This window comes from Nocardiopsis camelliae, assembly GCF_028993595.1.
Classification (GTDB): domain Bacteria; phylum Actinomycetota; class Actinomycetes; order Streptosporangiales; family Streptosporangiaceae; genus Nocardiopsis; species Nocardiopsis dassonvillei.
In genome coordinates this window covers 845,286-865,774 of the sequence record NZ_CP118614.1, presented here as the reverse complement: position 1 = coordinate 865,774, position 20,489 = coordinate 845,286, and the positions used below count along the sequence as shown (strand labels likewise).

Genomic DNA, 20,489 nt, shown 5'->3' with positions numbered 1-20,489 from the left:
GCGTCGTCCGGTTACCGACCCGAACCCCTCTCGCGCCCTCCGCCGCCCGTGCCGCCCCACGCGCCGGGCCCCGCGAATCCCCCTACGCGGCGCGGAGAATGGCTAGGGTGAGCGACCAGTCCGGCTGAGCGCGCGACGGGGGGTCCGCCATGCCACGACGGCTCGTCACACCGGGGACGCACTGGGGAACGCGTCTGGGTGCCCTGCTGCTGTCCGCCGCGGTGGTGCTGTGCGCAGCGCCCGCCGCGTCCGCCGCGGTTCCCGCCGAGACCGACGCCCTGTCCGGGCCCGAGGGACCGGCCGGGCAGCGTGAGGGACCCGTGGTGCTCGTGGGGGTACCGGGGCTGCTGTGGCAGGACGTGAACCCCGAGACCACACCGACCCTGTGGGGGATGGCCGAGGAGGGTTCGATCGGCAACGTGTCGATCCGCACGGCCACCTCGCGCACCTGCCCGACCGACGGCTGGCTGTCGGTGTCGGCCGGGCAGCGCGCCCTGTCCATCCGGGAGCGCTTCACGGTGTGCGAGGCCGCCCCGGAGCCCGAGCGCACCGGCTCGGGCGCGGTCGTCCCGGGTTTCGACGCCTACGTCAGCCAGAACGCGCGGACCGCCTTCCAGGCCCCCGTGGGACTGCTCGGGCAGACCGTGCGCGAGGAGGGCGGGACCACGCTCGCCGTGGGCCACGGCGCCGCCCTGGGCGTGGCCGACGCCTCCGGTCGGGTGGACCACTACGTCGACGACGTGCGCGAACTGACCACCGACCGTCTGGAGGGGGTCTCCCTCGCGGCGGTCGAACTGGCCGGGCTCACCCGCCTCTACCCCGACTACCCGGACCCGCCGATCACCGACCAGGAGGCCCGGGAGGCCGCCCAGGAGCCGGTCGGCGAGGACGCCGACGAGGACGAGGACGAGGAGGCGGACGGGGAGGCCGAGGGACCGCCCGAGCCCGACCCCGAGGACGTCCCCGAGTGGGAGCGCGACAAGGCGCTGGCCGACATGGACGAGCGGCTGCGGACGCTGGAGCGCGTGCTGCCGACCGGCTCGTCGCTGATGGTGGTCGGCGTCTCCATGGACACCGGGCCCTCCCAGCTCACGGTGGCCGTGTCCGGTGAGGTCGCGGATACCGGGTTCACCGGTGAGGGGGCCTTCCTGGCCTCGGACTCGACCCGCCGGGCCGGGCTGGTGGTGCTCACCGACACCACGCCGACCGTCCTGACCGCCCTGGGGATGCGGGCCACCGAGCCGACCAGCGGCCGGGCCTGGCACCTGGCCGACCGGCCGCCGGCGACGGACGAGGCCGTCGGGCGGCTGGTGGAGTTCAACACCGCCGCGGTGGTGGTGGGCGCCGCCATCCCGGGCTTCTTCAGCGGCCTGGTCGCCTTCCAGCTGCTCGTCTACGCGGCGGCGGCCTACGCGCTGCACCGCTACTCCAACCGGCAGCGCGGCAAACGCGCGCGCGTGCTGACGCTGACGCGGGCGGTGGCGCTGGCCGGGGCGGCCTTCCCGGTGGCCAGCTACCTGGCCAACCTCATCCCGTGGTGGGCCTCGTCCTCTCCCCTGTTGTCGCTGCTGGTGTGCGTCCTGGCCGCGGACGCCCTGGTGGTGGCGCTGGCCATGGCGGGGCCGTGGCGGCGCACCGCCCTGGGCCCGATGACGGTGGTCGCGGGCGCGACCACGGCGGTGCTCTTCCTGGACCTGTGCTTCGGCGCCTACCTCCAGATGAACTCGCCCACGGGGTACTCGCCGATCGTGGCGGGCCGGTTCTACGGGGTCGGCAACATCGCGTTCGCGACGTTCGCGACCGGCATGCTGATGACGGTGGCGGGGGTCTCCCACGAACTGGTCTCGCGGGGCTGGCGCCGCTCCGCCGTGGCGGTGACCCTGGTCGTCGGTGCGGCGACGGTGCTGATCGTGGGCTGGCCGGGCCTGGGCACCGACTTCGGCGGGGTGATCGCGCTGATCCCCGGCCTGGCGGTGACGACGATGATGATCGCCGGGGTGCGCGTGACGGCGGTGCGCCTGGCCGTGGTGGCCCTGGTGACGGTGGCGGCGATCTCGCTGATCTCGTGGCTGGACTACCTGCGCCCGCCCGGGGACCGCAGCCACCTCGGGGCGTTCGCGGGCCAGGTGGTCAGCGGCGAGGCGGGGGCGGTGGTGGCCCGCAAGCTGAGCGCGATGCTGGGGACGCTGGGCAACTGGCAGCTGACCCTGCTGGCGGCGTGCGCGCTGGTGTTCCTGTTCGTGATGCTGCACCGGCCGACCCACTGGCGGATCGGCGCGCTCCAGGTGGCCTACGAGTACGCGCCGACGCTGCGGGCCGGACTGACCGGCTCCCTGGTGACCGCTCTGGTGGGCTTCGCGGTCAACGACTCCGGGGTGGCGATCCCGGCGATCGCGCTGACGGTGGTGGTACCGCTCACACTGTCCGCGTGCGTGTGGGCCCTCCAGCAGAGGGACGAGGACCGGACACCGGCCCCCGAACCCGCCGAGAACGCCCAGTGCATGTGATGCATACCTCATAAAGCACACGGGGAGCAAAGGACGCGAGCACGACCTTGCGTCGCTCACGTCACGAATCGGCCACGGCGCTGTGGTAAAGTCCGTGGCTGGACGGCTTCTCATGGGAGACACCCGGCGCTCCGCCGGGCGCGGAGCCGGTCCGACCGACCGTTCGGAAGAGGCCAGGCACCGCCCTCCGACGGCCACCCCCGCCGCACCGGCGGGGAATGCCCGCCCCCGCGGGCTGGTTTGCACAGTTGCCGAGGGCGGGAGTGGCCCGAGGCAGCGGCTCGGCGCCCACCGGCGCACCGTCCGTTCTTGCCGCCTCCATCGCAAGGGCACGGACACGCAGGAACTTCCGGCCCGGGTCCGTACGTTTGCCCGATGACTCCGTTTCACGCGGACCCGTCCGGCAGACCCAGGCGAGAAGGGCGTTTCACCCCCGGTCCGGGGGCATCACGCAAGGAACTTGATGAACCATCAGCTTGGCCACCGCGGTAACACGACCAACGTCCCGGTCGGCACGCGCTCGTGGAGCCGCGTGCGGCCCACCGCGCCGATCCGTCGGGCGAGGCCCGAATACGCCGGAGTCGCCATGCCCGACCTGAACATCTCCTCCACCCTGCACGACGCCGGACGCGTCCTGGCGTTGGACGGGGAGATCGACATGGCCACCGAGCACCGCTTCCAGGAGGCGGTGACCGAGGCTCTGACCACGCAGCCCTTCGGCCGGGTGGTCCTGGACTGCGCCGACCTGCGGTTCATCGACTCCAGCGGTCTGCGCGTCCTGATCCGCGCGCACAAGGCGGCCAAGGAGCAGAAGGCGGTCCTGGCCATCGCCTCACCCATCCACCGGGTGCTCCAGACCCTGCGGGTGACCTCGCTCGACACGCGCATCCCCGTCTTCACGACGGTCTCGGAGGCGCTCACGGCGCCGCGCGCCTAGCGCCCGTGCCGCCCGGCCCCCGGGCAGCCTCCCGGACACACGACGACAGCGGACACGGCCACAGCACACGCGCGAGGGGCGCGACCACGGCGGTCGCGCCCCTTCGTCGTGTCCGGGTCCGTCCCGCTCGCGATCGGCGGACCGTCGACCCGCGCGAACCGGTCTCAGCCTGTGGGGGTTGGTTCGGGCGCCCGCGGGGTTCTGGAGGTGGCGGAGGCGGGTTCGCGAGGAACGAGCGAACCCGCCGTAGGCACCGAAGGTTCCCGCACCTTGGGCGCCCGAACACGGACCGAAGCGGAGCGGAGGTCCCAAAAAAGCACTGCCTAGAAGAGCAGCAGCCAGACGCCGAGGCCGGTCACGGCCGCGTTGAACAGGAAGAACACCACGACCCACAGGGTTCCCGGCACGCCGGTGAGACGGGCCAGCTGGTCGGCGTCTGAGTGCGGTGAGGGGTTGCGCCTGCGCTGGGCCTGGAGTTCGATCACCGGCCGCACGCCCGCGAAGAGCAGGAACCAGATGAACAGGTAGGCGAAGGCCGCCTGCACCTCCGGCGGGGTGAACCAGCTGATGCCGAACACCACCGCGCCGGTCACCACGATCGACACCACGCCGTAGACGTTGCGGATCATCAGGAGCATGGCGGCGAGCACCACGATGCTCAGCCACAGCAGGGCGGTGATGCGGTCCGACATGAGCATGAGGATGCCGAGCAGGCCGATGACCGACGAGGCGACGTAGCCCGCGAAGACGGTCAGGACCATGCCTATGCCGGTCGGCTTGCCCCGGGAGACGGTGACCCCCGAGGTGTCGGAGTGCAGGCGGATCCCGGTGAGCTGGCGGCCGCTGAGCAGGGCGACCAGGGCGTGTCCGCCCTCGTGGGCGATGGTGACGACGTTGCGCCCGATCCGCCAGGGCGGTCCGAGCAGCACGGCCGCCAGGGCCAGCACCGCCGCGGTGACGATGATCCACCGCTCCGGTTCGGGCTGGACCGACAGCACTTCCCGCCAGACGTCGCCCAAGGTTGTTCCCACGTGTGCCCCCGACTCTGGTTCGACCCGATCGTGCACGGGCCCCACCGGTGCGCGCCGCGGTTGCCGGGAGACGCGTGGAACAGGGGCCCTTGCCGAACTTTAGGGCATGTGCGGACGTTCCGTGTTCTGTCGTGGAATCCGCGCGCTCTGCGAGAGCAATGTTGATTTCCTTGCGCCGATGAACTGGCCAAACGGGGATCGCCAGCCTACATTCATCACTGTCAGTGATTTTCTGGCTACTCAAAGCAAGGATTATTGTGAAGCGTATCGCTGGACTCGCCCTTATGGCCCTGACCGCCGGTGCCGTCATCGGCGCCGCCTCCCCCGCCGTCGCGGACGAGGAGCACAACGGCTACCACGGTCACCACGACAACGGCTGGCACCACGAGCACGGTGACAACGGGCACGACCACGGCGACAAGGGCAGGGACCACAAGGGCGGGGACGACGACGAGGGCAAGAAGGGCGACCGCGAGGGCCGCGAGGGCCGCGACGGCGACGACCGGCGCAAGGGCGACCACGAGGACCGCAGGGGCGACGACCGCAAGAAGGGCGACCACGGCGACGGCCACGAGGACAAGGGCAAGAAGGACAAGCGCGAGAAGGGTGACCGCGACGGCCGCGAGGGCCACGACCGGCGCGGCGGCGACCACGAGGACCGCGAGGGCCACGACCGCAAGAAGGGCGACCACGGCGACGAGGACCGCAAGGGCAAGGACCACAAGGACGGCTACCACCAGGACGACGAGGACGACGACCGGCGCTAGCCGCCGGGTCCGCGCGTCCGGCTGAGCACGGCGCGCCCGCGCAGGAGGGGGCGCGCGGCGCCGACGCGACGGACCCGCTCTCCTCACCACAGCGCCGCCCGCGGCCCCCGACCCGCGGGCGGCGCCCGTCGTGTCGGCCGTCGGGCCGGACGGCCGGTCAGCCCTCCCGCGACTCCGCCGCGGCCTTGAGGCGCACCAAAGTCTGCTCGATGCTCCGCGCGTTCCTGGCGGGCATCCCCATGAGGACGTAGAAGGCCGGCAGGCCCCTGGAGTAGTCGAAGGTCTCCGTGACGCGGGTGCCCGCCTCCGCCAGTTCCTCCAGCTCGTAGCGCCAGCGGTGCGGGCCGAAGTGCCGCCAGGCGATGAGGCGGTCCTCCTCGTACTCCACCACCCGGTTGGTGATCCGGTAGCCGACGCCGAACATCCTCATGTCCATGCCGAACTCGCTGCCCCGCTCCAGCCGCTCCGGGCCGAAGAGGGTGGAGAGGACGGTGTCGGAGCCGTCGAACTCGGCGTGCCGCTCCGGCGCCGCGATGATGTCGAAGATCCGCTTGGCGGGAGCGTCGACCACGACGCTCCGCGCAACCCTGTGTTTGGCCATGACCGCATCATGGCAGCGCCGCGCGGCCGGCTTCAGGCCACCCCGCCGGATCCGGGTTCAGGCCCGGACGGCGTGCCGCTCCACCGCCGCCAGCCCTCCGCCCCGGGCGGTGACGTGCACCACCCAGAAGGAGCCCTTGCGCAGCCCCAGCTGCTGGGAGAACGGCGCGCCCAGCCGGGTGAGCGCCTCGGCCATGAGCTGCGGGACGAGTTCGCCGTGCGTGCACACGACGGTCGGCCTCCCCTCGGCCAGGACGCGAGCGAACGCCTCGCGGGCCTCCGCCACGCCGTACGCGGAGCCGTCCGGGGACGTGTGGATCGTGAACGCCCGCTCGGTGCGCGTGGGCACGTCGTACTCCACCGTGTAGGGCAGCAGCGACTCGGTGCAACGCGCCGCCGCCGACGTCACCACGCGGGGCCGCCCGTAGGCGCTCAGCACCCGGGGCAGGGCCAGGGCGTCGGCCCGCCCGGTCCCGTCCAGGGGCCGCAGCAGGTCGTCGTCGGTCCAGGCGCCCTTGTCCCCCGCCGACAGGTGCCGCAGCAGGATGACGGGGAAGGTGTTCGCGGGCCCGGCCAGGAAGTTGTCGACCACCCGCACGTCGTGGTCGTAGGTGAGGCGGTCGCGGGCCTCCTCCACCGGCACCCACTCGACCAGGTCCACCTCGTCGTTGGGCGGGTAGTCGATCCCCGCGGCCGGGTCGGCGGTGGTGGCCGCCCACCACTCCACCTGCTTGGGCCAGCCGTCCTTGAGGTAGCGCTGCGGGGGGAGCCTGCGGCCCAGCACGGGGGTCAGGCCGGTCTCCTCGACCACCTCGCGGACCGCGCCGGTCACGGGGTGCTCGCGGCTCTTGAGCTTGCCCTTGGGCAGGGACCAGTCGCCCCGGTCGGGCCTGCGGACCAGGACGATCTCGGTGCCGCCCGCACCCTCGCGCCACAGCAGGGCTCCAGCCGCGCGGATGGGTTCGAGGTAGCCGCCGATCGCCGTCTCGCGCAGGGGGCCCGCCCCGTGGGCGCCCTCGACCGATCCCTCCACGTCTCCCCCGTTCGGTACGGTGCTCACCCGCCCTCCACCACGCGCAGGTGGCGGTCGCCGCGCAGGCTGTCCTGGAGGTCGGTGAGCGGGCGCCCGTCGCCGTCGCGGGTGCACCGGGTCCACGTCCCGTCGGGTTCGAGCCGCCAGGACGAGGTGGCGTCGTCCATCGCCAGGTCCATGAGGCGCACCAGCCTGCGGCACTGCTCGGTGTCGGCCACGCGCACCAGGGCCTCGACCCGGCGGTCGAGGTTGCGGGGCATCAGGTCGGCGCTGCCGATCCACACCTGGGGCCGCCAGCCGTTGGCGAAGACGAAGATGCGGGAGTGCTCCAGGAAGCGGCCCAGGATGCTGCGCACCCGGATGTTGTCGGACAGCCCGGGCACTCCGGCGCGCAGGACGCAGCTGCCGCGCACCCACAGGTCGACGTTCACCCCGGCCTGGGAGGCCCGGTACAGGGCGTCGATGATCTCCAGGTCGACCAGGGAGTTGACCTTGATCCGGATGTGGGCGGGCTCGCCCCTGAGGCTGTTGTCGATCTCGACGGCGATCTGTTCGAGCAGGCTCTCGCGCAGGGCACCGGGCGCCACGAGCAGGCGCTGGTAGTGCTTCTTGCGGGAGAAGCCGGTGAGGCTGTTGAACAGGTCGCTGACGTCCTCGCCCACCTCGGGGTCGGCGCTGAACAGGCCGAGGTCCTCGTACATGCGGGCGGTGCTCGGGTTGTAGTTGCCGGTGCCCACGTGGCAGTAACGGCGCAGCAGCCCGTCGTCGTCGCGGCGCACGACCATCGACAGCTTGCAGTGGGTCTTGAGGCCGACGACGCCGTAGACGACGTGGCAGCCCGCCTGTTCGAGCTTGCGGGCCCACTGGATGTTGTTCTGCTCGTCGAAGCGGGCCTTGATCTCGACCAGGACCACGACCTCCTTGCCCTCGCGGGCGGCCTCGATGAGGGACTCCACGATGGGCGAGTCGCCGCTGGTGCGGTACAGGGTCTGCTTGATCGCCACGACCTCGGGGTCGGTGGCGGCCAGGGCCAGGAAGCGCTCGGTGGTGGTGGCGAAGGACTCGTAGGGGTGGTGGACGAGGACCTCGCGCTCGCGGACGGTGGCGAAGAGGTCGCCGGAGGTCAGGGCGCGCGGCTCGACGGGGACCATGGGCGGGTAGCGCAGCTCGGGCCGGTCGGTGTCGGCGATCTGGGACAGCCCGGCGAGGTTGAGCGGGCCGGGGACCCGGTAGATCTCCTCCTCCTCGGCGCCCAGCTCCTCGGTGAGTATGGCCAGGGCCTCGTCGCTGATGTCGTGTTCGACCTCCAGGCGCACGAGCGGGCCGAAGCGGCGGCGCAGCAGCTCGTTCTCCAGGGAGGTGACGAGGTCGTCGGTCTCGTCCTCGTCCACCTCCAGGTCGGCGTTGCGGGTGACCCGGAAGGCGTTGTGCTCCAGGATCTGCATGCCCTCGAAGAGCTGGGGCAGGTGGGCGGCGACGATGTCCTCGACGGGGACGAACCGGCCGCCCTCTCGGTCGCCCAGCTCGATGAAGCGGGGCAGGGAGCTGGGGATCTTGACCCGGGCGAACATGCGGCGCCCGTCGTGGGGGTCGCGGACGGCGACCGCGAGGTTGAGCGAGCGGCCGGAGATGTAGGGGAAGGGGTGCGCGGAGTCGACCGCGAAGGGCGTCACCAGCGGGTAGACCGAGCGCTGGAAGTAGCCGCGCAGGTTCTCGCGCTCGACGGTCTCCAGCTCGTTCCAGCGCACGACGCGGATGCCGACCTCGCGCAGGGCGGGCGCGACGCTGTCGTGGAAGCAGGCGGCCTGGCGGAGCATGAGTTCGCGGGTGAACCGGGAGATGCGCCCGAGCAGCGCGCGGGGGTGGTGTCCGCTGGAGGAGGCGACGGACAGGCCGGTGGCCAGGCGGCGTTTGAGCCCGGCCACACGCACCATGAAGAACTCGTCCAGGTTGCTGGAGAAGATCGCCAGGAACCGCGCGCGTTCGAGGAGGGGGATGTCCTCGTCCTCGGCGAGTTCGAGCACGCGCTGGTTGAAGCGCAGCCACCCCTCCTCCCTGTCCATGAACCTGTCGGCGGGAAGCTCGGGCGTACCGGCGGCGGGCCCCTCGGGTGTTGGCGCTGTTTCCGTGCTCACAGTGGGCAGACTCCCCCTTTTCCATGACCGCGAGGTGACAACCCCGTGAGGGGAAAATGACCGCGACACGACTGGTGTGGACCCTCTGTAGCCTTATGCCCGTTCCCGCCGTGGTCTTCCCCTTCCGACCGCGGGTTTTACCGTTCGCCCGGTGCACGGGTCCGGTCACATGACACCGGTCTGGAGGTCGGGGGGCATGAGCATCAGGAACATGCCCACGCGCATCACCACCTGGATCCACGTGTTGCGGAAGCACGCCCACAGGTAGCCGTAGAGGAGGCTGGCCGTGGCGTAGGTGAGCAGGGCCAGGCCGGTGTTGTAGACCAGGTCGGTCCCCGGCAGCTGGGACACCGCGTCGTAGGGCTGGATGAGGGCGTAGGTGAGGGCGAAGACCACCGAGGTGGTGACGATGCCGCCCCAGCGGCCCATGAGGATCTCCAGGCGGGTCTGCACCATCCCCCGGAAGAAGATCTCCTCGCACACCGCCATGACGGTGAACGCGAGCACGTAGCCCAGCAGTTGGAGGGAGGGCCCCGGCAGCCCCAGGCGCGGGATGAGCAGGTAGCCGATCAGGAGCAGCGCGATGGCGATCGGGACCATCCCGAGCCAGCGCCAGGGCTCGGACACCTTCAGGGCGACCGCGGGCATGGCGGTGCCCTTGCCGTCCAGGGTGATGCCGGAGCGGTCCATGACCAGCAGCGGCAGGGTGAACAGGAACAGCAGGCGCGAGACCAGCGCCTCGGACATGGCCAGGTCGGCGCCGAACACCGCCTCGTAGGTGGCGAAGAGCAGCGACAGCAGCGCCATGGACGCCACGAAGCCGACGAGGAAGAGCCCCAGCCAGCCCAGTTCGCGGCCGAGGGGGTGGCCGTCCATCGCCTGGACGACGCGGCGGTCCAGCTGCTCGCGGGCGCCGAAGCCCCTGACCATGGCCCAGGCCAGGATGCCGCCGACCAGCATCGGGGACCAGGAGACCAGGAAGAGGACCAGGGAGTCGCCGAGGACGTCGGAGCGCAGTACGGGGTGGGAGAGCATCGGCACCGCGACAAGCAGCAGGGCGACCAGCACCCCCCAGACGAGCCCCCATCTTCGCACCATGGTCACAAGAGTCCCCCCTGTCTCAGAACTCTCATTCTGCCCAAGGGGAAACTAAAAGCTACTTAATGACTACGGTATGTCGCCACTCGCCTCGACATGTCCCGTCACGCCGAGGGGCCGCTCCCGCAGGAGCGGCCCCGGCGGTGCGCGGGTGCGGAAGGCCCTCTCAGAAACCGTTGTCGAGCACCGAGCGGAGGAAGGACTTGGTGCGCTCCTCCTTGGGGTCGCCGAAGATCTGCTCCGGCGTGCCCTCCTCGGCGATCTGGCCCTGGTCGAACATGAGCACCCGGTGCGAGACGTCGCGTGCGAAGGCCATCTCGTGCGTCACGCACAGCATGGTGATGTCCGTGGTCTCGGCGACCTCGCGCAGCACGTCCAGGACCCCGGCCACCAGCTCCGGGTCCAGGGCCGAGGTGACCTCGTCCAGGAGCAGGATCTCCGGCTGCATGGCCAGCGCGCGGGCGATCGCCACGCGCTGCTGCTGGCCGCCCGAGAGCTGGGTCGGGTGGGCGTCGATCTTGTCGCCGAGCCCGACCAGCTCCAGCAGTTCCTCGGCCTTGGCGTTGGCCTCGGCCTTGGGGGTGCCCAGCACGTGCACGGGCGCCTCGGTGATGTTCTGCCGGACGGTCATGTTCGGGAACAGGTTGAACTGCTGGAACACCATGCCGACGCGCTTGCGGCGCGCGCGCAGGTAGGACTCGTTCGCCCGGGTCAGCCCCTGGCCCTTGCGCATGTGGCTGAAGGGCTCGCCGCCCACCCAGATGACGCCCTCGGTGACCTTCTCCAGGGTCATCAGCAGGCGCAGGATGGTGGTCTTGCCCGAACCGCTGGGGCCGATGAGGGTGACCCGCTCGCCGGGGGCGACGGAGAAGTTCAGGTGGTCGAGCACCGTGAGGTCGCCGAAGCGCTTCACCACGTCGTCGAAGACGATCAGGGACTGGTCCTGGGGCCCGTTGCCGACACCCTGGGGTTCTTCGTTCACGGTGGTGTCAGACGGCGGCATAGCGTCGCTCCAGTCGTCGGATGAGGATGGCGGAGGGGATGCTCACGAGGAGGAACAGGAACCCGACCATGGTGTAGGCCTCGACGATGCGGAAGCTCGCGCTGCCGATCTGCCTGGCCTCGGTGAGCAGCTCGGGCACACTGATCGCGATGAGCAGCGGCGTGTCCTTGAACGTCGCGATGAGGTAGTTGCCCAGCGCCGGGATGGTCTTGCGGACCGCCTGCGGCAGCACGATGGCGCCCCAGGTGCGGCTGGTGGGCAGGCTCAGCGCCCGGGCCGCCTCCCACTGCCCCTTGGCCACGCCCTCGATGCCCGAGCGGTAGACCTCGGCGGTGTAGGCCGCGTAGTGCACGCCGATCACGACGACGCCCACGGTGAACCCGGTCACGAAGGACGGGGCCAGCAGGAAGACGAACACCAGCTGGATGATCAGCGGGGTCGTCCGGATGAACTCCATGACCGCGTGCAGGACGGCCCCGACGAAGGGCACCCGGCGGACGATGGCGATCACCAGGCCCAGGGCCAGCGCGATCAGGTAGCTCAGGACGGTGACCTGGACGGTCACCCACAGCCCGCCCAGCAGGTCGGGCATGACCTCGAAGGTCCACTCGAAGTCCCAGAACATCACTTGGCCACCCCCGCCTTCGCGTCGATGGCCGGGGGCCGCAGGAGGGACGCCAGGCCTCCGCCACCCGGCGCGGCGCGGCCCAGCTTGCGGTTGGCGCGGCGTTCGAGCAGTCGCATGCCGAGGATGAGCACCTGCGCGATCAGGTAGTAGAGGATGAAGGCGCCGATGAAGGCGACCACCGTCTCACCCGTGGCCTGGCGCATGTTCTGCGCGACGGCCGTCAGGTCGTTCACGGCGATGAGGGAGGCCACGGCGGTGGCCTTCATCAGCTCGATGACGAGGTTGCCGAACGTGGGCAGCATCTGGGCCCAGGCCTGGGGCAGCACGACCAGGCGCGTCCGCTGGAACCAGGAGAGGTTCAGCGCGACGGTGGCCTCGACCTGCGGCTTGGGCACGGCGTTGATGGACGAGCGCACGACCTCGGCCCCGTAGGCCCCCAGGTTGAGCCCCACGGCGAGGATCGCGGCGAAGTTGTCGGCCAGCTGGAAACCGGTCAACTGGGGCAGGGCGAACGCCATCCAGAACATCAGCACCAGGGCGGCGATCCCCCGGAACACCTCCACGTAGACCGTGGCGACGGCCCGGGGGAGCCAGTGGCGGATCGTCCCCATGATCCCGAAGACCATGGCGAGGACGAAGGCCAGTGCGATGCCCCCGAGGGTGAGCTGGATGGTGACCCATGCGCCCTCGGCGTAGAGCGGTAGCCGCTGGATCAGGAAGTCCACTGCGGGTTCATCCCTCGCAGAGTTCGGCGGTGGTCGTGTCGTCGGGCAGGTCGGCCTCGGTGAAGCCCCACTCCTCGCCCAGCTCCAGGAGGCGTCCGCTCTCCTTGAACTCGGCGATCACCCGGTTGACCTCCTCCAGGAGCTGGGTGTCCTGCTGGCGGAAGCACAGTCCGCCCCAGCCCTTCTCCTCCTGGCCGTCGATCTCGGGGAAGAACGCCTCGGTGACCTCGAAGGGGCCGCCCCGGTCCTGGAGCAGGTAGGTGTGGGACACGCTCAGCATGGACATCGCGTCGACGCGCCCCGCCTCCAGCAGCTCGTAGCCGGCGGTCTGGTTGGGGATGAGCTCCATCTGGTCCTCGGGCACCTCGAAGTACTCGGCGTAGGTCTGCTCGACCGAGCCGTTGAGGACCGCGAGCACGAGGTCGGGGTTGTCGACGAAGTCCGTGAAGTGCTGGATGCCGTGCGGGTTGCCCTCCGCGACCATGAAGGCCTCGGGGGAGGTGGCGGTGGGCTCGCTGAAGGCGACCTGGCCGCAGCGCTCGGGGGTGATGAACACACCGGCGGCGATGACGTCGAAGCGGTTCGCGTTCAGGCCGGGGATGAGCCCGTCCCAGTTCACCGAGGAGGCCTGGATCTCGGGGACGCCCAGCTCCTCGAAGACCGCCTTGGCCACGGCGGGGGACTGACCGGCCGGGTTGCCGGAGTCGTCGACGAAGCCGAAGGGGATCTCGTTGGCGAGGCCGACGGCCACGAAGCCCTGTTCGCGCAGCCGGTCCAGGGTCGAGGCGCCCTCCTCCCCCTCCCCGCCGCCTCCGCCGTCGACGCGGGTGCAGGCGGCCAGGCCGAGGGTGGCCAGCCCCACGCCTCCCAGGCGGAGTGCGTCACGGCGGCCCCAGGCTCCTCTGCGTACTGCGGGTACCTGCTTCTTCACGACTGCTCCTCGAAAGACTCGCGGGAGCGGCGCTCTCGCCTGGCTGGACGACAGCGCCGCGCATTCGGATCGGGATGCCTGGTGTGGGCGGTGTGCGGCACCGGGCCGCGGCTGTGGCCGCCACCCGGGGGCAGGGCGGGGCGGCACAAGTACGGGGGTCTCCCTCCCCGGGCAGGACCGGCAGTAACAGGACCCGATTAGTCCGTTATGCACTGGTTATTCACGTGCAGTCTCGGGGTGATCCGCCCTTTGGCCTGCTCAGGGCGGGTCACCTGGTGCTCGTGACTTTGGGTCCGGTTCTCCGTCACCCTGGGGCGCCGCCCGCGCGACACTCCGAGAACACCCCGGCGCCGCCTTGCGTGAACGCGAACGGGCGGGGCCGACCGGCCCCGCCCGCGTGGTCTGGCAGTCCTGGGATCAGGCGTCTTCCTCGACGACGAGGGGGTAGACGCCGTTCTCGTCGTGCACCTCGCGCCCGGTGACGGGCGGGTTGAACACGCACAGGACGCGGAAGTCCGTCTTGGGGCGGACGGTGTGCTTCTCGTGGCCGTTGAGCAGGTAGAGGGTGCCCGGGGTGATGACGTGCTTCTCCCCGGTCTCCTCGTTGGTCAGCTCGGCCTCGCCCTCGATGCAGTGCACGAGCTCGACGTGGTTGGCGTACCAGAAGGTCGACTCGGTGCCCGCGTACAGGACGGTCTCGTGGAAGGAGAAGCCGACCTTGTCCTTGGCCAGGACGATCCGACGGCTGCGCCAGTTCTCCGTCTTGATGTCGGCGTCGGTGTCGTTGACCTCGTCCATGCTGCGAACGATCACTGTGCTCCCCCTCTACGCGCTCTGAGCGCTCCTGTGGTGGTACGGCACACGGGGAGGGGCCGGACGACGTCCCGAGGGTCGCCGCCCGGCCCCGCACCGTGTGGTGTGGAAATCCCCCTGTGGGAGTCCCTAGGCGGGCTGGGCCGCCTTGACCGCGGCGCGGGCCGCGTCAGCCATGATGTCAAGGCCGGCCGTGAGTTCCTCCTCGCTCGCCGTGAGCGGCGGCAGGAGTTTGGCCACCTCGTCCTCGGGGCCGGAGGTCTCCAGGAGCAGACCCCGCTCGAAGGCCTCGGCGGCGACCTTCTTGGCGATGTCGGTCTGCTCGAAGGCCAGGCCCCGGGCCAGGCCGCGGCCGCGCACGTGCGCGCCGAACTCGGCGTGCTCGGCGGCCATCTCGGCCAGGCGGGCGGCGACCATGTCGCCCTTGGCCTTGACCGAGTCGGAGAAGGCCGAGTCGCTCCAGTAGCGGCGCAGGGCCTCGACGGCGGTCACCATGGCCGGGTTGAACCCGCGGAAGGTGCCGTTGTGCTCGCCCGGCTCCCACACGTCCAGCTCGCGCTTGAACAGGGTGAGGGCCATGGGCAGGCCGTAGCCGCTGATGGACTTGGACAGCGTGACGATGTCCGGGGTGATCCCGGCCTCCTCGAAGCTGAAGAAGTCGCCGGTGCGGCCGCAGCCCATCTGGATGTCGTCGACGATCATGAGGATCTCGTACTCGCGGCACAGGTCCGAGAGCTCGCGCAGCCACTGGGCGCTGGCGGCGTTGATGCCGCCCTCGCCCTGGACCGTCTCGACGATGACGGCGGCGGGCTTGTCCAGGCCGCTGCCGCTGTCGTCCAGCAGGCTGCGCAGCCACAGGAAGTCCGGGGTCTTGCCGTCCAGGTAGTTGTCGAACGGCATCGTGGCGACGTGGCCCAGCGGCACGCCCGCGCCGCCGCGCTTCATCGAGTTGCCGGTGACGGCCAGGGCGCCCAGGGTCATGCCGTGGAAGCCGTTGGTGAAGTTGACGATGGTCTCGCGACCGGTGTACTTGCGGGCCAGCTTGAGCGCGGCCTCGACCGCGTTGTTGCCCGCGGGCCCGGGGAACTGGACCTTGTAGTCGAGGCCCCGGGGTTTGAGGATGATCTCCTCGAAGGTCTCCAGGAACTCGCGTTTGGCCACGCTGTAGGCGTCGAGGCTGTGGACGATCTTGTCGTCGGTCAGGTACTCGATGAGCGAGGTCTTCAGCTCGGGGTTGTTGTGCCCGTAGTTGAGCGACCCCGCCCCCGCGAAGAAGTCGAGGTAGGGCTTGCCGTCCTCGGAGTAGACGTGGCTACCGACGGCCCGGTCGAACACGACCGGCCAGTTCCGGCAGTATCCGCGGACTTCGGACTCCAGGCGCTGGAAGGTCTCCATCGTGTGTTCCTCGGTTCCTTTATCCCAGGTTCGTGGGCTCATGGCTTGGGCGACGGGGTGGGTCGAACGGGTCCGGTGCGGACGGTCGGTCATGCTCCGGGCCCGGCTCCGAGAGGTCCGATGCGTACGAGGTCCTCGGGGTCGTGGGGGGTGTCCTCCCGGGGGAAGTGTTCCCCGGTGAAGAGCGGACTCCACACGGCCTCGGCGTCCCGGTCCCTGGCGAACGAGGCGAACAGGGCGCGGGAGGCGGTGTTGTCGGCGGTGACGGTCGCTTCGAGGTAGCGCAGGCCGCGGTCGGTGATCCGGTCACCGATGAAGTCGAGCATCCGGCGGGCCAGCCCCTGTCCGCGGTACGCGGAGTCGACGGCGACCTGCCAGAGGAAGTACGTGTCGGGGTCGTCGGGCCGCACGTAGCCGGTGACGTAGGCCGCGACACGGCCCTCGTCGTCGCGGGCGACGACGCTGGTCGTGGCGAAGTCCCGGCACCAGAGCGCGTAGGCGTACGGGGAGTTGGCGTCCATGCCGTTCTCCCGCGCCAGCCGCCACATGTGCGGTCCGTCCTCCGGGGACGGGTGCGACAGGCGCACGCCTCCACCGCCCGCGGCGCCTGGGGCACCCGGGGCCGTGGCCCCGGTGTCAGTCCGGTCGCGTGCTTGGAGGTTCGTTCGTAGATGTGGCACGTCGATCGAACTTAGCGAACGAATGTCAATGACATTTCGCGGAGGCCGCTCGCGAATGTTTGGGCAGAGCGCTCACGGGTATGGCCCGTTTATTTAGCAGCGCTTCAAAGCCCTGACCTGGACTTTCGGGGGTTGTCCGGGAGCGGAGGGGACACGGTCCCACGCCCCGCCCAACAGGGGGTTCGGCGCCTCGGCCGCGGGGAGCGGGCTCGGGGCGCCGCCGGGGAGGGCGGGCGTCGGCGCTCGGGGGGCCGACAGCCGTCAGGGTCAAACATAGATCCTCGCGGAGCAATATTAAGCGTGCGTTAAGTCACATGAATCCGGTGGAAAGCTCGCGACATAACGCCACTCGGGGGCTCCGCGGGCGCACCACACGCTACGCCGAAAGGGGCTGGCGGCACACCCGAAACGCCGACACCCGGGAGGACGCGGCCTTTGGCGCGGCCGCGTGTGGGCAGGGGGAGGATCGGACCCCGACCCCGCCCGGGGGCGCGCCCGCGGGAGGGGCGGCCCGCACCCCGGGGACGCCCTTGAGATTTCCGGTCTTTTCGAGCAGACTCCGTGTAGTACTACGTTGAGTCGTACTACAATTGGTCGCATCGCCGCGCCGCAGTTCCCGGGTCGATCACCCGTGGGCGGTGGGGCGGAGAAGCCCCCTGGTCCGGCCGTGGTGACACGGCACGGGGACAGGGACCACCAGCCACGGATCGGAGGCGCCCGTGAACCGCCTGTACCACGAGAGCGAGGACTGGGTCCTGCAGGGCAACTGCCGCTCGCAGGACCCGGAGATCTTCTTTCCGGTGAGCAGCACCGGGATCGGGCGCGCCGACACCGAGCAGGCCATCGCCGTCTGCCGCAGCTGTACTGTTCGCCAAGAGTGCCTGCGGTGGGCCCTGCGGGCGGGAGAGGCTCACGGAGTCTGGGGTGGGACCACCCCCGAGGAGCGCCGCTACATGCGCCGCGAACTCGTCCCGGCCGGTCGTCACTGACGAGGGCGACGGGGACCGCCGGAGGGTCTCGGCCCGCCCGGCGGTCCAGCCCCCTCGAACCGTCCCCGGCCCAGGCCCGCCTCGTCCGCTGCCCGGACGACCGCGCCCAGCGCCGGTCCGCCCGGGCCGCGCGTCCGGCGCCCCCAGGGGATCTTGCGACCCTCCGGGGCACGGCCTAGGTTCTTTCTCGTGCGACCCGCTCACGGCACACTCCGCCTCCTGCGCACGGCCCTCCTGGCCGCTGCGTGCACGGGGCTTGCCTGGGGCGGGCACAACCTGTGGGCCGCGGCGCCCGCCTCCCCCGGGGGCCTGGCCGCGGCGACCGCGGTCCTGTTCCCCCTGCTGTGGTACTTCACCCGCACGATGCGCGGGTTCGGCGACATCTTCGCCGTCATGGCCTGCGTGCAGATCCTCCTGCACCTGGTGTTCCAGGGTTCGGGCGAACCCGTCCCCGGCATCCTCGACACCGGCGCCGACCACACCGGGCACGGCCTGATCACCCACGCCCTCGGCCTCGCGCCCGGCATGCTGTTCGCCCACCTGTGGGCGGCCCTGCTGGCGTCGGCGCTGCTCGCCCACGGCGAGGCGGCCCTGTGGTTCCTGACCGCCCTGCTCGCCCGGGCGCTGCCGCCGCTGCGCGTGCCCGGCATCGCGTTCGGCGCCCGCGTACCGGTCGCGTGCGCCGCCTCCGGTACCGCTCCCCAGCCCGTCGCGCTCTCGGCGCACGGCCCGCGCGGCCCTCCCCCTCCCGGGGCGCCCTTGCACGGCGCCCCCGCGCGCACGCCGGAACGTACCGAGAACTGAGGGAAGACATGACCACCACCCGCACCCCCGACACCGCGACCACCCCGCGCCCGCTCGCGCGCGCGGCCGCCGCCGTACTGGCCCCCCTCGCCGCGGCCGCCCTGGCCCTGGCCCCCTCGCCCGCGCTGGCGCACGACGTCCTGACCGGGTCCGATCCCGAGGACGGGGCCACCCTGGACACCGTGCCCGAGGAGGTCGTGCTGAGCTTCAACAACTCGCCGATGGAGGGCGGCAGCGGCAGCGCCGTCGTCGTCACGGGTCCGGACGAGGAGACCACCTACGAGGAGGGGGACCTGACCTTCGACGGCACGGACGTGTCGGTGGGGCTGGCCCCGCTGGACCAGGCCGGTGAGTACACCATCGGGTTCCGCGTGGTCTCCTCCGACGGCCACCCGATCCAGGACACCCTGACCTTCTCGGTGACCGAGGAGGCCGTCGCCGCGGCGGCGCCGGAGCCCGAGGAGAGCGAGACCGCGCAGGAGCCCGCCGCTGAGCCGGAGCAGGAGCCCGCCGACGAGGTGAACGCGGACGAGGCCGCGGCCGAGGAGGAGTCGGGCGGCGTGTCGCCGGTGGCGCTGGCGGTCGTGGCCGTCGTCGCGGTCGCGGGCATCGCCGCGGTCGTGCTCGTGGCCGTGCGCATGCGCAAGCGCCCGGGCGGGGACGCCGGACAGAAGTAGGACCGCTGCGAAGGACCGAGGGGCCCGCGCGCCCTCCCCGCGGGGGAGGCGCGTACGGGCCCCTCGTCGTGTTCGGTGCCCGGTCCGCCCGCCCGGCGACGGGGAGGGCGGACACGGGAGGCTTCGGCGGCGTCCGCTCGCGCGGGGGCCGGGGCCGGGGGTAGGGGGAGGCCGGCGGTTGGAGGGGGGTCGGGGGTCGGCGGGATCGGCTCGACCCGGGGGACGTCGGCCGACCGCCGGGGCCGACTCGGTCGGCCCGGTCGGGACGGGTCAGACGCGGCGTGCCAGCAGGATGCTGATGTTGTCCTTGCCACCCGCCTCCATGGCGGCCTGCCACAGGGCGTACACGGCGGCCTCGTCGCTGCCCGCCTCGGCGATCATCCGCTCCATCTCCTCGGGCAGGACCAGGTCGGACAGGCCGTCGCTGCACATGAGCCAGGCGCTGGGGTCGGCCGCGTCGTCCCGGCCCACGTGCGGGACCATCGTGCCGCCCGAACTGCCGCCCAGGGACTGGGTGATGAAGTTCGTGGTGACCGGACGGCCGTCCTCGGACGGGGGCAGCGCGGGCGAGTCGTCCTCCGAGAGCTGGCGCAGGCGGCGCCCCTCCAGGCGGTAGGTGCGGGAGTCGCCGACGTTGAACCAGAAGTTGCCGTCGTTGTTGAGCAGGACGCCCGCGACCGTGGTCCCCATGCCGGAGAACTCGGTGTGCTGGGTGGCGTGGTCCTTGATCTCCTCGTCGATGTTGCTCAGCAGCTGGGCGATCTCCTCCGGACCGTTGAGCCGCGGCCCCATCTCGGCCATGCGGTGCACGGCGTGCTCGGAGGCGATCTCCCCCGCGGCCTGACCGCCGATCCCGTCGGCGACCGCCAGGATGACGGGCTCCCCGACCGGGAGGACGCAGCGCACCGGCGAGGTCATGTTCGCACTGGCGACGGTCAGGGCACCCATGACGACGGCGTCCTCGTTGGCGGGGCGGATAGCGCCCCGGTGCGTGAGGGCCGTGACAATGACTTCCCCACCAGCGACACCCATACGCCCTTCCTCCCGTTTCATCGGCCGTGGCCGGTTGCCCGGCGCCCCGCGCCGGGCCTTGGTCGAGTCCCGTTCAACGTCTGGATTCTGTCACCGTACCGAGCCACCGCCGGAGTGGGTCAAAATCCGCGTACATCATGGCGGAAAACACCCGGATACGCAGTCCCCGCCCCGGTTCCCGCCGCCGTAGGCGCCGTGCCGGACGATCCGCGGTGCGCGCCGGGCGGTCCCGGTGTTCCGGTCCGACAGTAGCGGCGGTGCGGCCGACCCGACAGGGGCCACCCACGGGTACCGCGAAACCGCAGACCAACCGGGAGAACTCCGGGGTTACGGACAGCACCGAACCCCCGCGTCCCTTGGTGTCGGATTCGCGTCACGTTGTCGAGACGCGAACCGTCTGGCAGAATGAACCCCGTTGGGTGTCTAAGACGCAGACACACACGACCAGCCCCGTGCGGCATCATCCTGTCACGCACGGTGGCCCCAGTCTTCCTCGACCGGTCGTTTGGTGTGATCTCCGTGCGTCTTCCCTTCTTTCTTCCTCTCCCCCCTCCGTTCAACGGCAGCCGTACGCGCCATGCGCCTACGGCTTCCCGTGTTGCCGGGAGGCCTCCACCGGCGCGCCGTCCGGCACCGTGTGCCGCCCTCCCCTGACCGCGCCCCGCCTCCCCCGCCACCTTCCCGCCGGACCCGGCCCCACGGCC

The 20,489-nt window shown here is 71.2% G+C and carries 19 protein-coding genes; 6 read left to right on the top strand and 13 right to left on the bottom strand.

The features are described from left to right. Window positions 1-149 precede the first annotated feature (149 nt). Window positions 150-2,507, top strand: coding sequence for a hypothetical protein (locus PV789_RS04125; RefSeq protein ID WP_274976210.1), 2,358 nt, complete (start codon window positions 150-152; stop codon window positions 2,505-2,507). Between the two features lie 586 nt (window positions 2,508-3,093). Next, complete coding sequence (locus PV789_RS04120) at window positions 3,094-3,444, top strand: STAS domain-containing protein (protein ID WP_017567895.1); 351 nt, start codon at window positions 3,094-3,096, stop codon at window positions 3,442-3,444. Between the two features lie 323 nt (window positions 3,445-3,767). Here PV789_RS04120 and PV789_RS04115 read toward each other — a convergent pair whose 3' ends face one another. Next, a complete protein-coding gene (locus PV789_RS04115; RefSeq protein WP_274976209.1) occupies window positions 3,768-4,463 on the bottom strand; it encodes a M50 family metallopeptidase in 696 nt (231 codons plus the stop codon). 269 nt (window positions 4,464-4,732) lie between these two features. Between PV789_RS04115 and PV789_RS04110 the strand changes: the two genes are divergently transcribed. After that, window positions 4,733-5,242, top strand: coding sequence for a hypothetical protein (locus PV789_RS04110; protein ID WP_274976208.1), 510 nt, complete (start codon window positions 4,733-4,735; stop codon window positions 5,240-5,242). A gap of 157 nt (window positions 5,243-5,399) precedes the next feature. Here PV789_RS04110 and PV789_RS04105 read toward each other — a convergent pair whose 3' ends face one another. From PV789_RS04105 to ectA, 11 genes are all read right to left on the bottom strand, one after another. Continuing rightward, window positions 5,400-5,843 carry an SRPBCC family protein gene (locus tag PV789_RS04105; protein ID WP_274976207.1) on the bottom strand — a complete coding sequence of 148 codons (444 nt, stop codon included), beginning with the start codon at window positions 5,841-5,843 and terminating at the stop codon, window positions 5,400-5,402. A 57-nt stretch (window positions 5,844-5,900) separates the two neighbouring features. Continuing rightward, window positions 5,901-6,902, bottom strand: coding sequence for an NUDIX hydrolase (locus PV789_RS04100; protein WP_274976206.1), 1,002 nt, complete (start codon window positions 6,900-6,902; stop codon window positions 5,901-5,903). Beyond that, window positions 6,899-9,010 (bottom strand): RNA degradosome polyphosphate kinase, encoded by a 2,112-nt coding sequence (locus PV789_RS04095; RefSeq protein WP_274976205.1) that lies wholly within the window; start codon window positions 9,008-9,010, stop codon window positions 6,899-6,901. Before PV789_RS04095 ends, PV789_RS04100 begins: the two co-directional genes overlap by 4 nt. 165 nt (window positions 9,011-9,175) lie before the next feature. Next, the gene (locus tag PV789_RS04090) at window positions 9,176-10,108 is read right to left on the bottom strand and encodes a CPBP family intramembrane glutamic endopeptidase (protein ID WP_274976204.1); all 933 of its coding nucleotides are present in this window, start codon (window positions 10,106-10,108) and stop codon (window positions 9,176-9,178) included. 166 nt (window positions 10,109-10,274) lie between these two features. Then, window positions 10,275-11,111 (bottom strand): ectoine/hydroxyectoine ABC transporter ATP-binding protein EhuA, encoded by an 837-nt coding sequence (gene ehuA / locus PV789_RS04085; RefSeq protein ID WP_274976203.1) that lies wholly within the window; start codon window positions 11,109-11,111, stop codon window positions 10,275-10,277. Further along, window positions 11,098-11,736: an ectoine/hydroxyectoine ABC transporter permease subunit EhuD gene (ehuD, locus tag PV789_RS04080; RefSeq protein WP_274976202.1), complete on the bottom strand. Its 639-nt coding sequence runs from the start codon at window positions 11,734-11,736 to the stop codon at window positions 11,098-11,100. Before ehuD ends, ehuA begins: the two co-directional genes overlap by 14 nt. Then, window positions 11,736-12,464 carry an ectoine/hydroxyectoine ABC transporter permease subunit EhuC gene (ehuC, locus tag PV789_RS04075; protein WP_274976201.1) on the bottom strand — a complete coding sequence of 243 codons (729 nt, stop codon included), beginning with the start codon at window positions 12,462-12,464 and terminating at the stop codon, window positions 11,736-11,738. The genes ehuD and ehuC overlap by 1 nt, the downstream gene beginning before the upstream one ends. Before the next feature lie 7 nt (window positions 12,465-12,471). After that, a complete protein-coding gene (gene ehuB, locus PV789_RS04070; protein ID WP_274978040.1) occupies window positions 12,472-13,326 on the bottom strand; it encodes an ectoine/hydroxyectoine ABC transporter substrate-binding protein EhuB in 855 nt (284 codons plus the stop codon). A gap of 486 nt (window positions 13,327-13,812) precedes the next feature. Continuing rightward, window positions 13,813-14,208, bottom strand: a complete 396-nt coding sequence (locus PV789_RS04065) for an ectoine synthase (RefSeq protein ID WP_274976200.1) — start codon at window positions 14,206-14,208, stop codon at window positions 13,813-13,815. Between the two features lie 129 nt (window positions 14,209-14,337). Continuing rightward, a complete protein-coding gene (ectB, locus tag PV789_RS04060) occupies window positions 14,338-15,603 on the bottom strand; it encodes a diaminobutyrate--2-oxoglutarate transaminase (protein ID WP_274976199.1) in 1,266 nt (421 codons plus the stop codon). 89 nt (window positions 15,604-15,692) lie between these two features. Then, entirely contained in the window at window positions 15,693-16,190 is a 498-nt protein-coding gene (ectA, locus tag PV789_RS04055) for a diaminobutyrate acetyltransferase (RefSeq protein ID WP_302475385.1), read from the bottom strand. Window positions 16,191-17,002: 812 nt separating this feature from the next. Here ectA and PV789_RS04050 point away from each other — a divergent pair. From PV789_RS04050 to PV789_RS04040, 3 genes are all read left to right on the top strand, one after another. Then, window positions 17,003-17,272, top strand: a complete 270-nt coding sequence (locus tag PV789_RS04050) for a WhiB family transcriptional regulator (protein WP_013156198.1) — start codon at window positions 17,003-17,005, stop codon at window positions 17,270-17,272. Window positions 17,273-17,461: 189 nt separating this feature from the next. Next, window positions 17,462-18,076 (top strand): copper resistance protein, encoded by a 615-nt coding sequence (locus PV789_RS04045; protein ID WP_274976198.1) that lies wholly within the window; start codon window positions 17,462-17,464, stop codon window positions 18,074-18,076. An 8-nt stretch (window positions 18,077-18,084) separates the two neighbouring features. Next, complete coding sequence (locus PV789_RS04040) at window positions 18,085-18,753, top strand: copper resistance CopC family protein (RefSeq protein ID WP_274976197.1); 669 nt, start codon at window positions 18,085-18,087, stop codon at window positions 18,751-18,753. Window positions 18,754-19,023: 270 nt separating this feature from the next. Here the strand turns inward: PV789_RS04040 and PV789_RS04035 are convergent, their stop codons facing one another. Beyond that, the gene (locus PV789_RS04035) at window positions 19,024-19,785 is read right to left on the bottom strand and encodes a PP2C family protein-serine/threonine phosphatase (RefSeq protein WP_017567879.1); all 762 of its coding nucleotides are present in this window, start codon (window positions 19,783-19,785) and stop codon (window positions 19,024-19,026) included. Between the last annotated feature and the right edge of the window lie 704 nt (window positions 19,786-20,489).

Bases quoted from the DNA above. Each gene is read 5' to 3' on its own strand.
- ehuA (WP_274976203.1), bottom strand. From the start codon at position 11,111: ATGCCGCCGTCTGACACCACCGTGAACGAAGAACCCCAGGGTGTCGGC.
- ectB (WP_274976199.1), bottom strand. From the start codon at position 15,603: ATGGAGACCTTCCAGCGCCTGGAGTCCGAAGTCCGCGGATACTGCCGG.
- PV789_RS04040 (WP_274976197.1), top strand. From the start codon at position 18,085: ATGACCACCACCCGCACCCCCGACACCGCGACCACCCCGCGCCCGCTC.
- ehuD (WP_274976202.1), bottom strand. From the start codon at position 11,736: ATGTTCTGGGACTTCGAGTGGACCTTCGAGGTCATGCCCGACCTGCTG.
- PV789_RS04105 (WP_274976207.1), bottom strand. From the start codon at position 5,843: ATGGCCAAACACAGGGTTGCGCGGAGCGTCGTGGTCGACGCTCCCGCC.
- PV789_RS04125 (WP_274976210.1), top strand. From the start codon at position 150: ATGCCACGACGGCTCGTCACACCGGGGACGCACTGGGGAACGCGTCTG.
- PV789_RS04090 (WP_274976204.1), bottom strand. From the start codon at position 10,108: ATGGTGCGAAGATGGGGGCTCGTCTGGGGGGTGCTGGTCGCCCTGCTG.
- PV789_RS04035 (WP_017567879.1), bottom strand. From the start codon at position 19,785: ATGGGTGTCGCTGGTGGGGAAGTCATTGTCACGGCCCTCACGCACCGG.
- PV789_RS04120 (WP_017567895.1), top strand. From the start codon at position 3,094: ATGCCCGACCTGAACATCTCCTCCACCCTGCACGACGCCGGACGCGTC.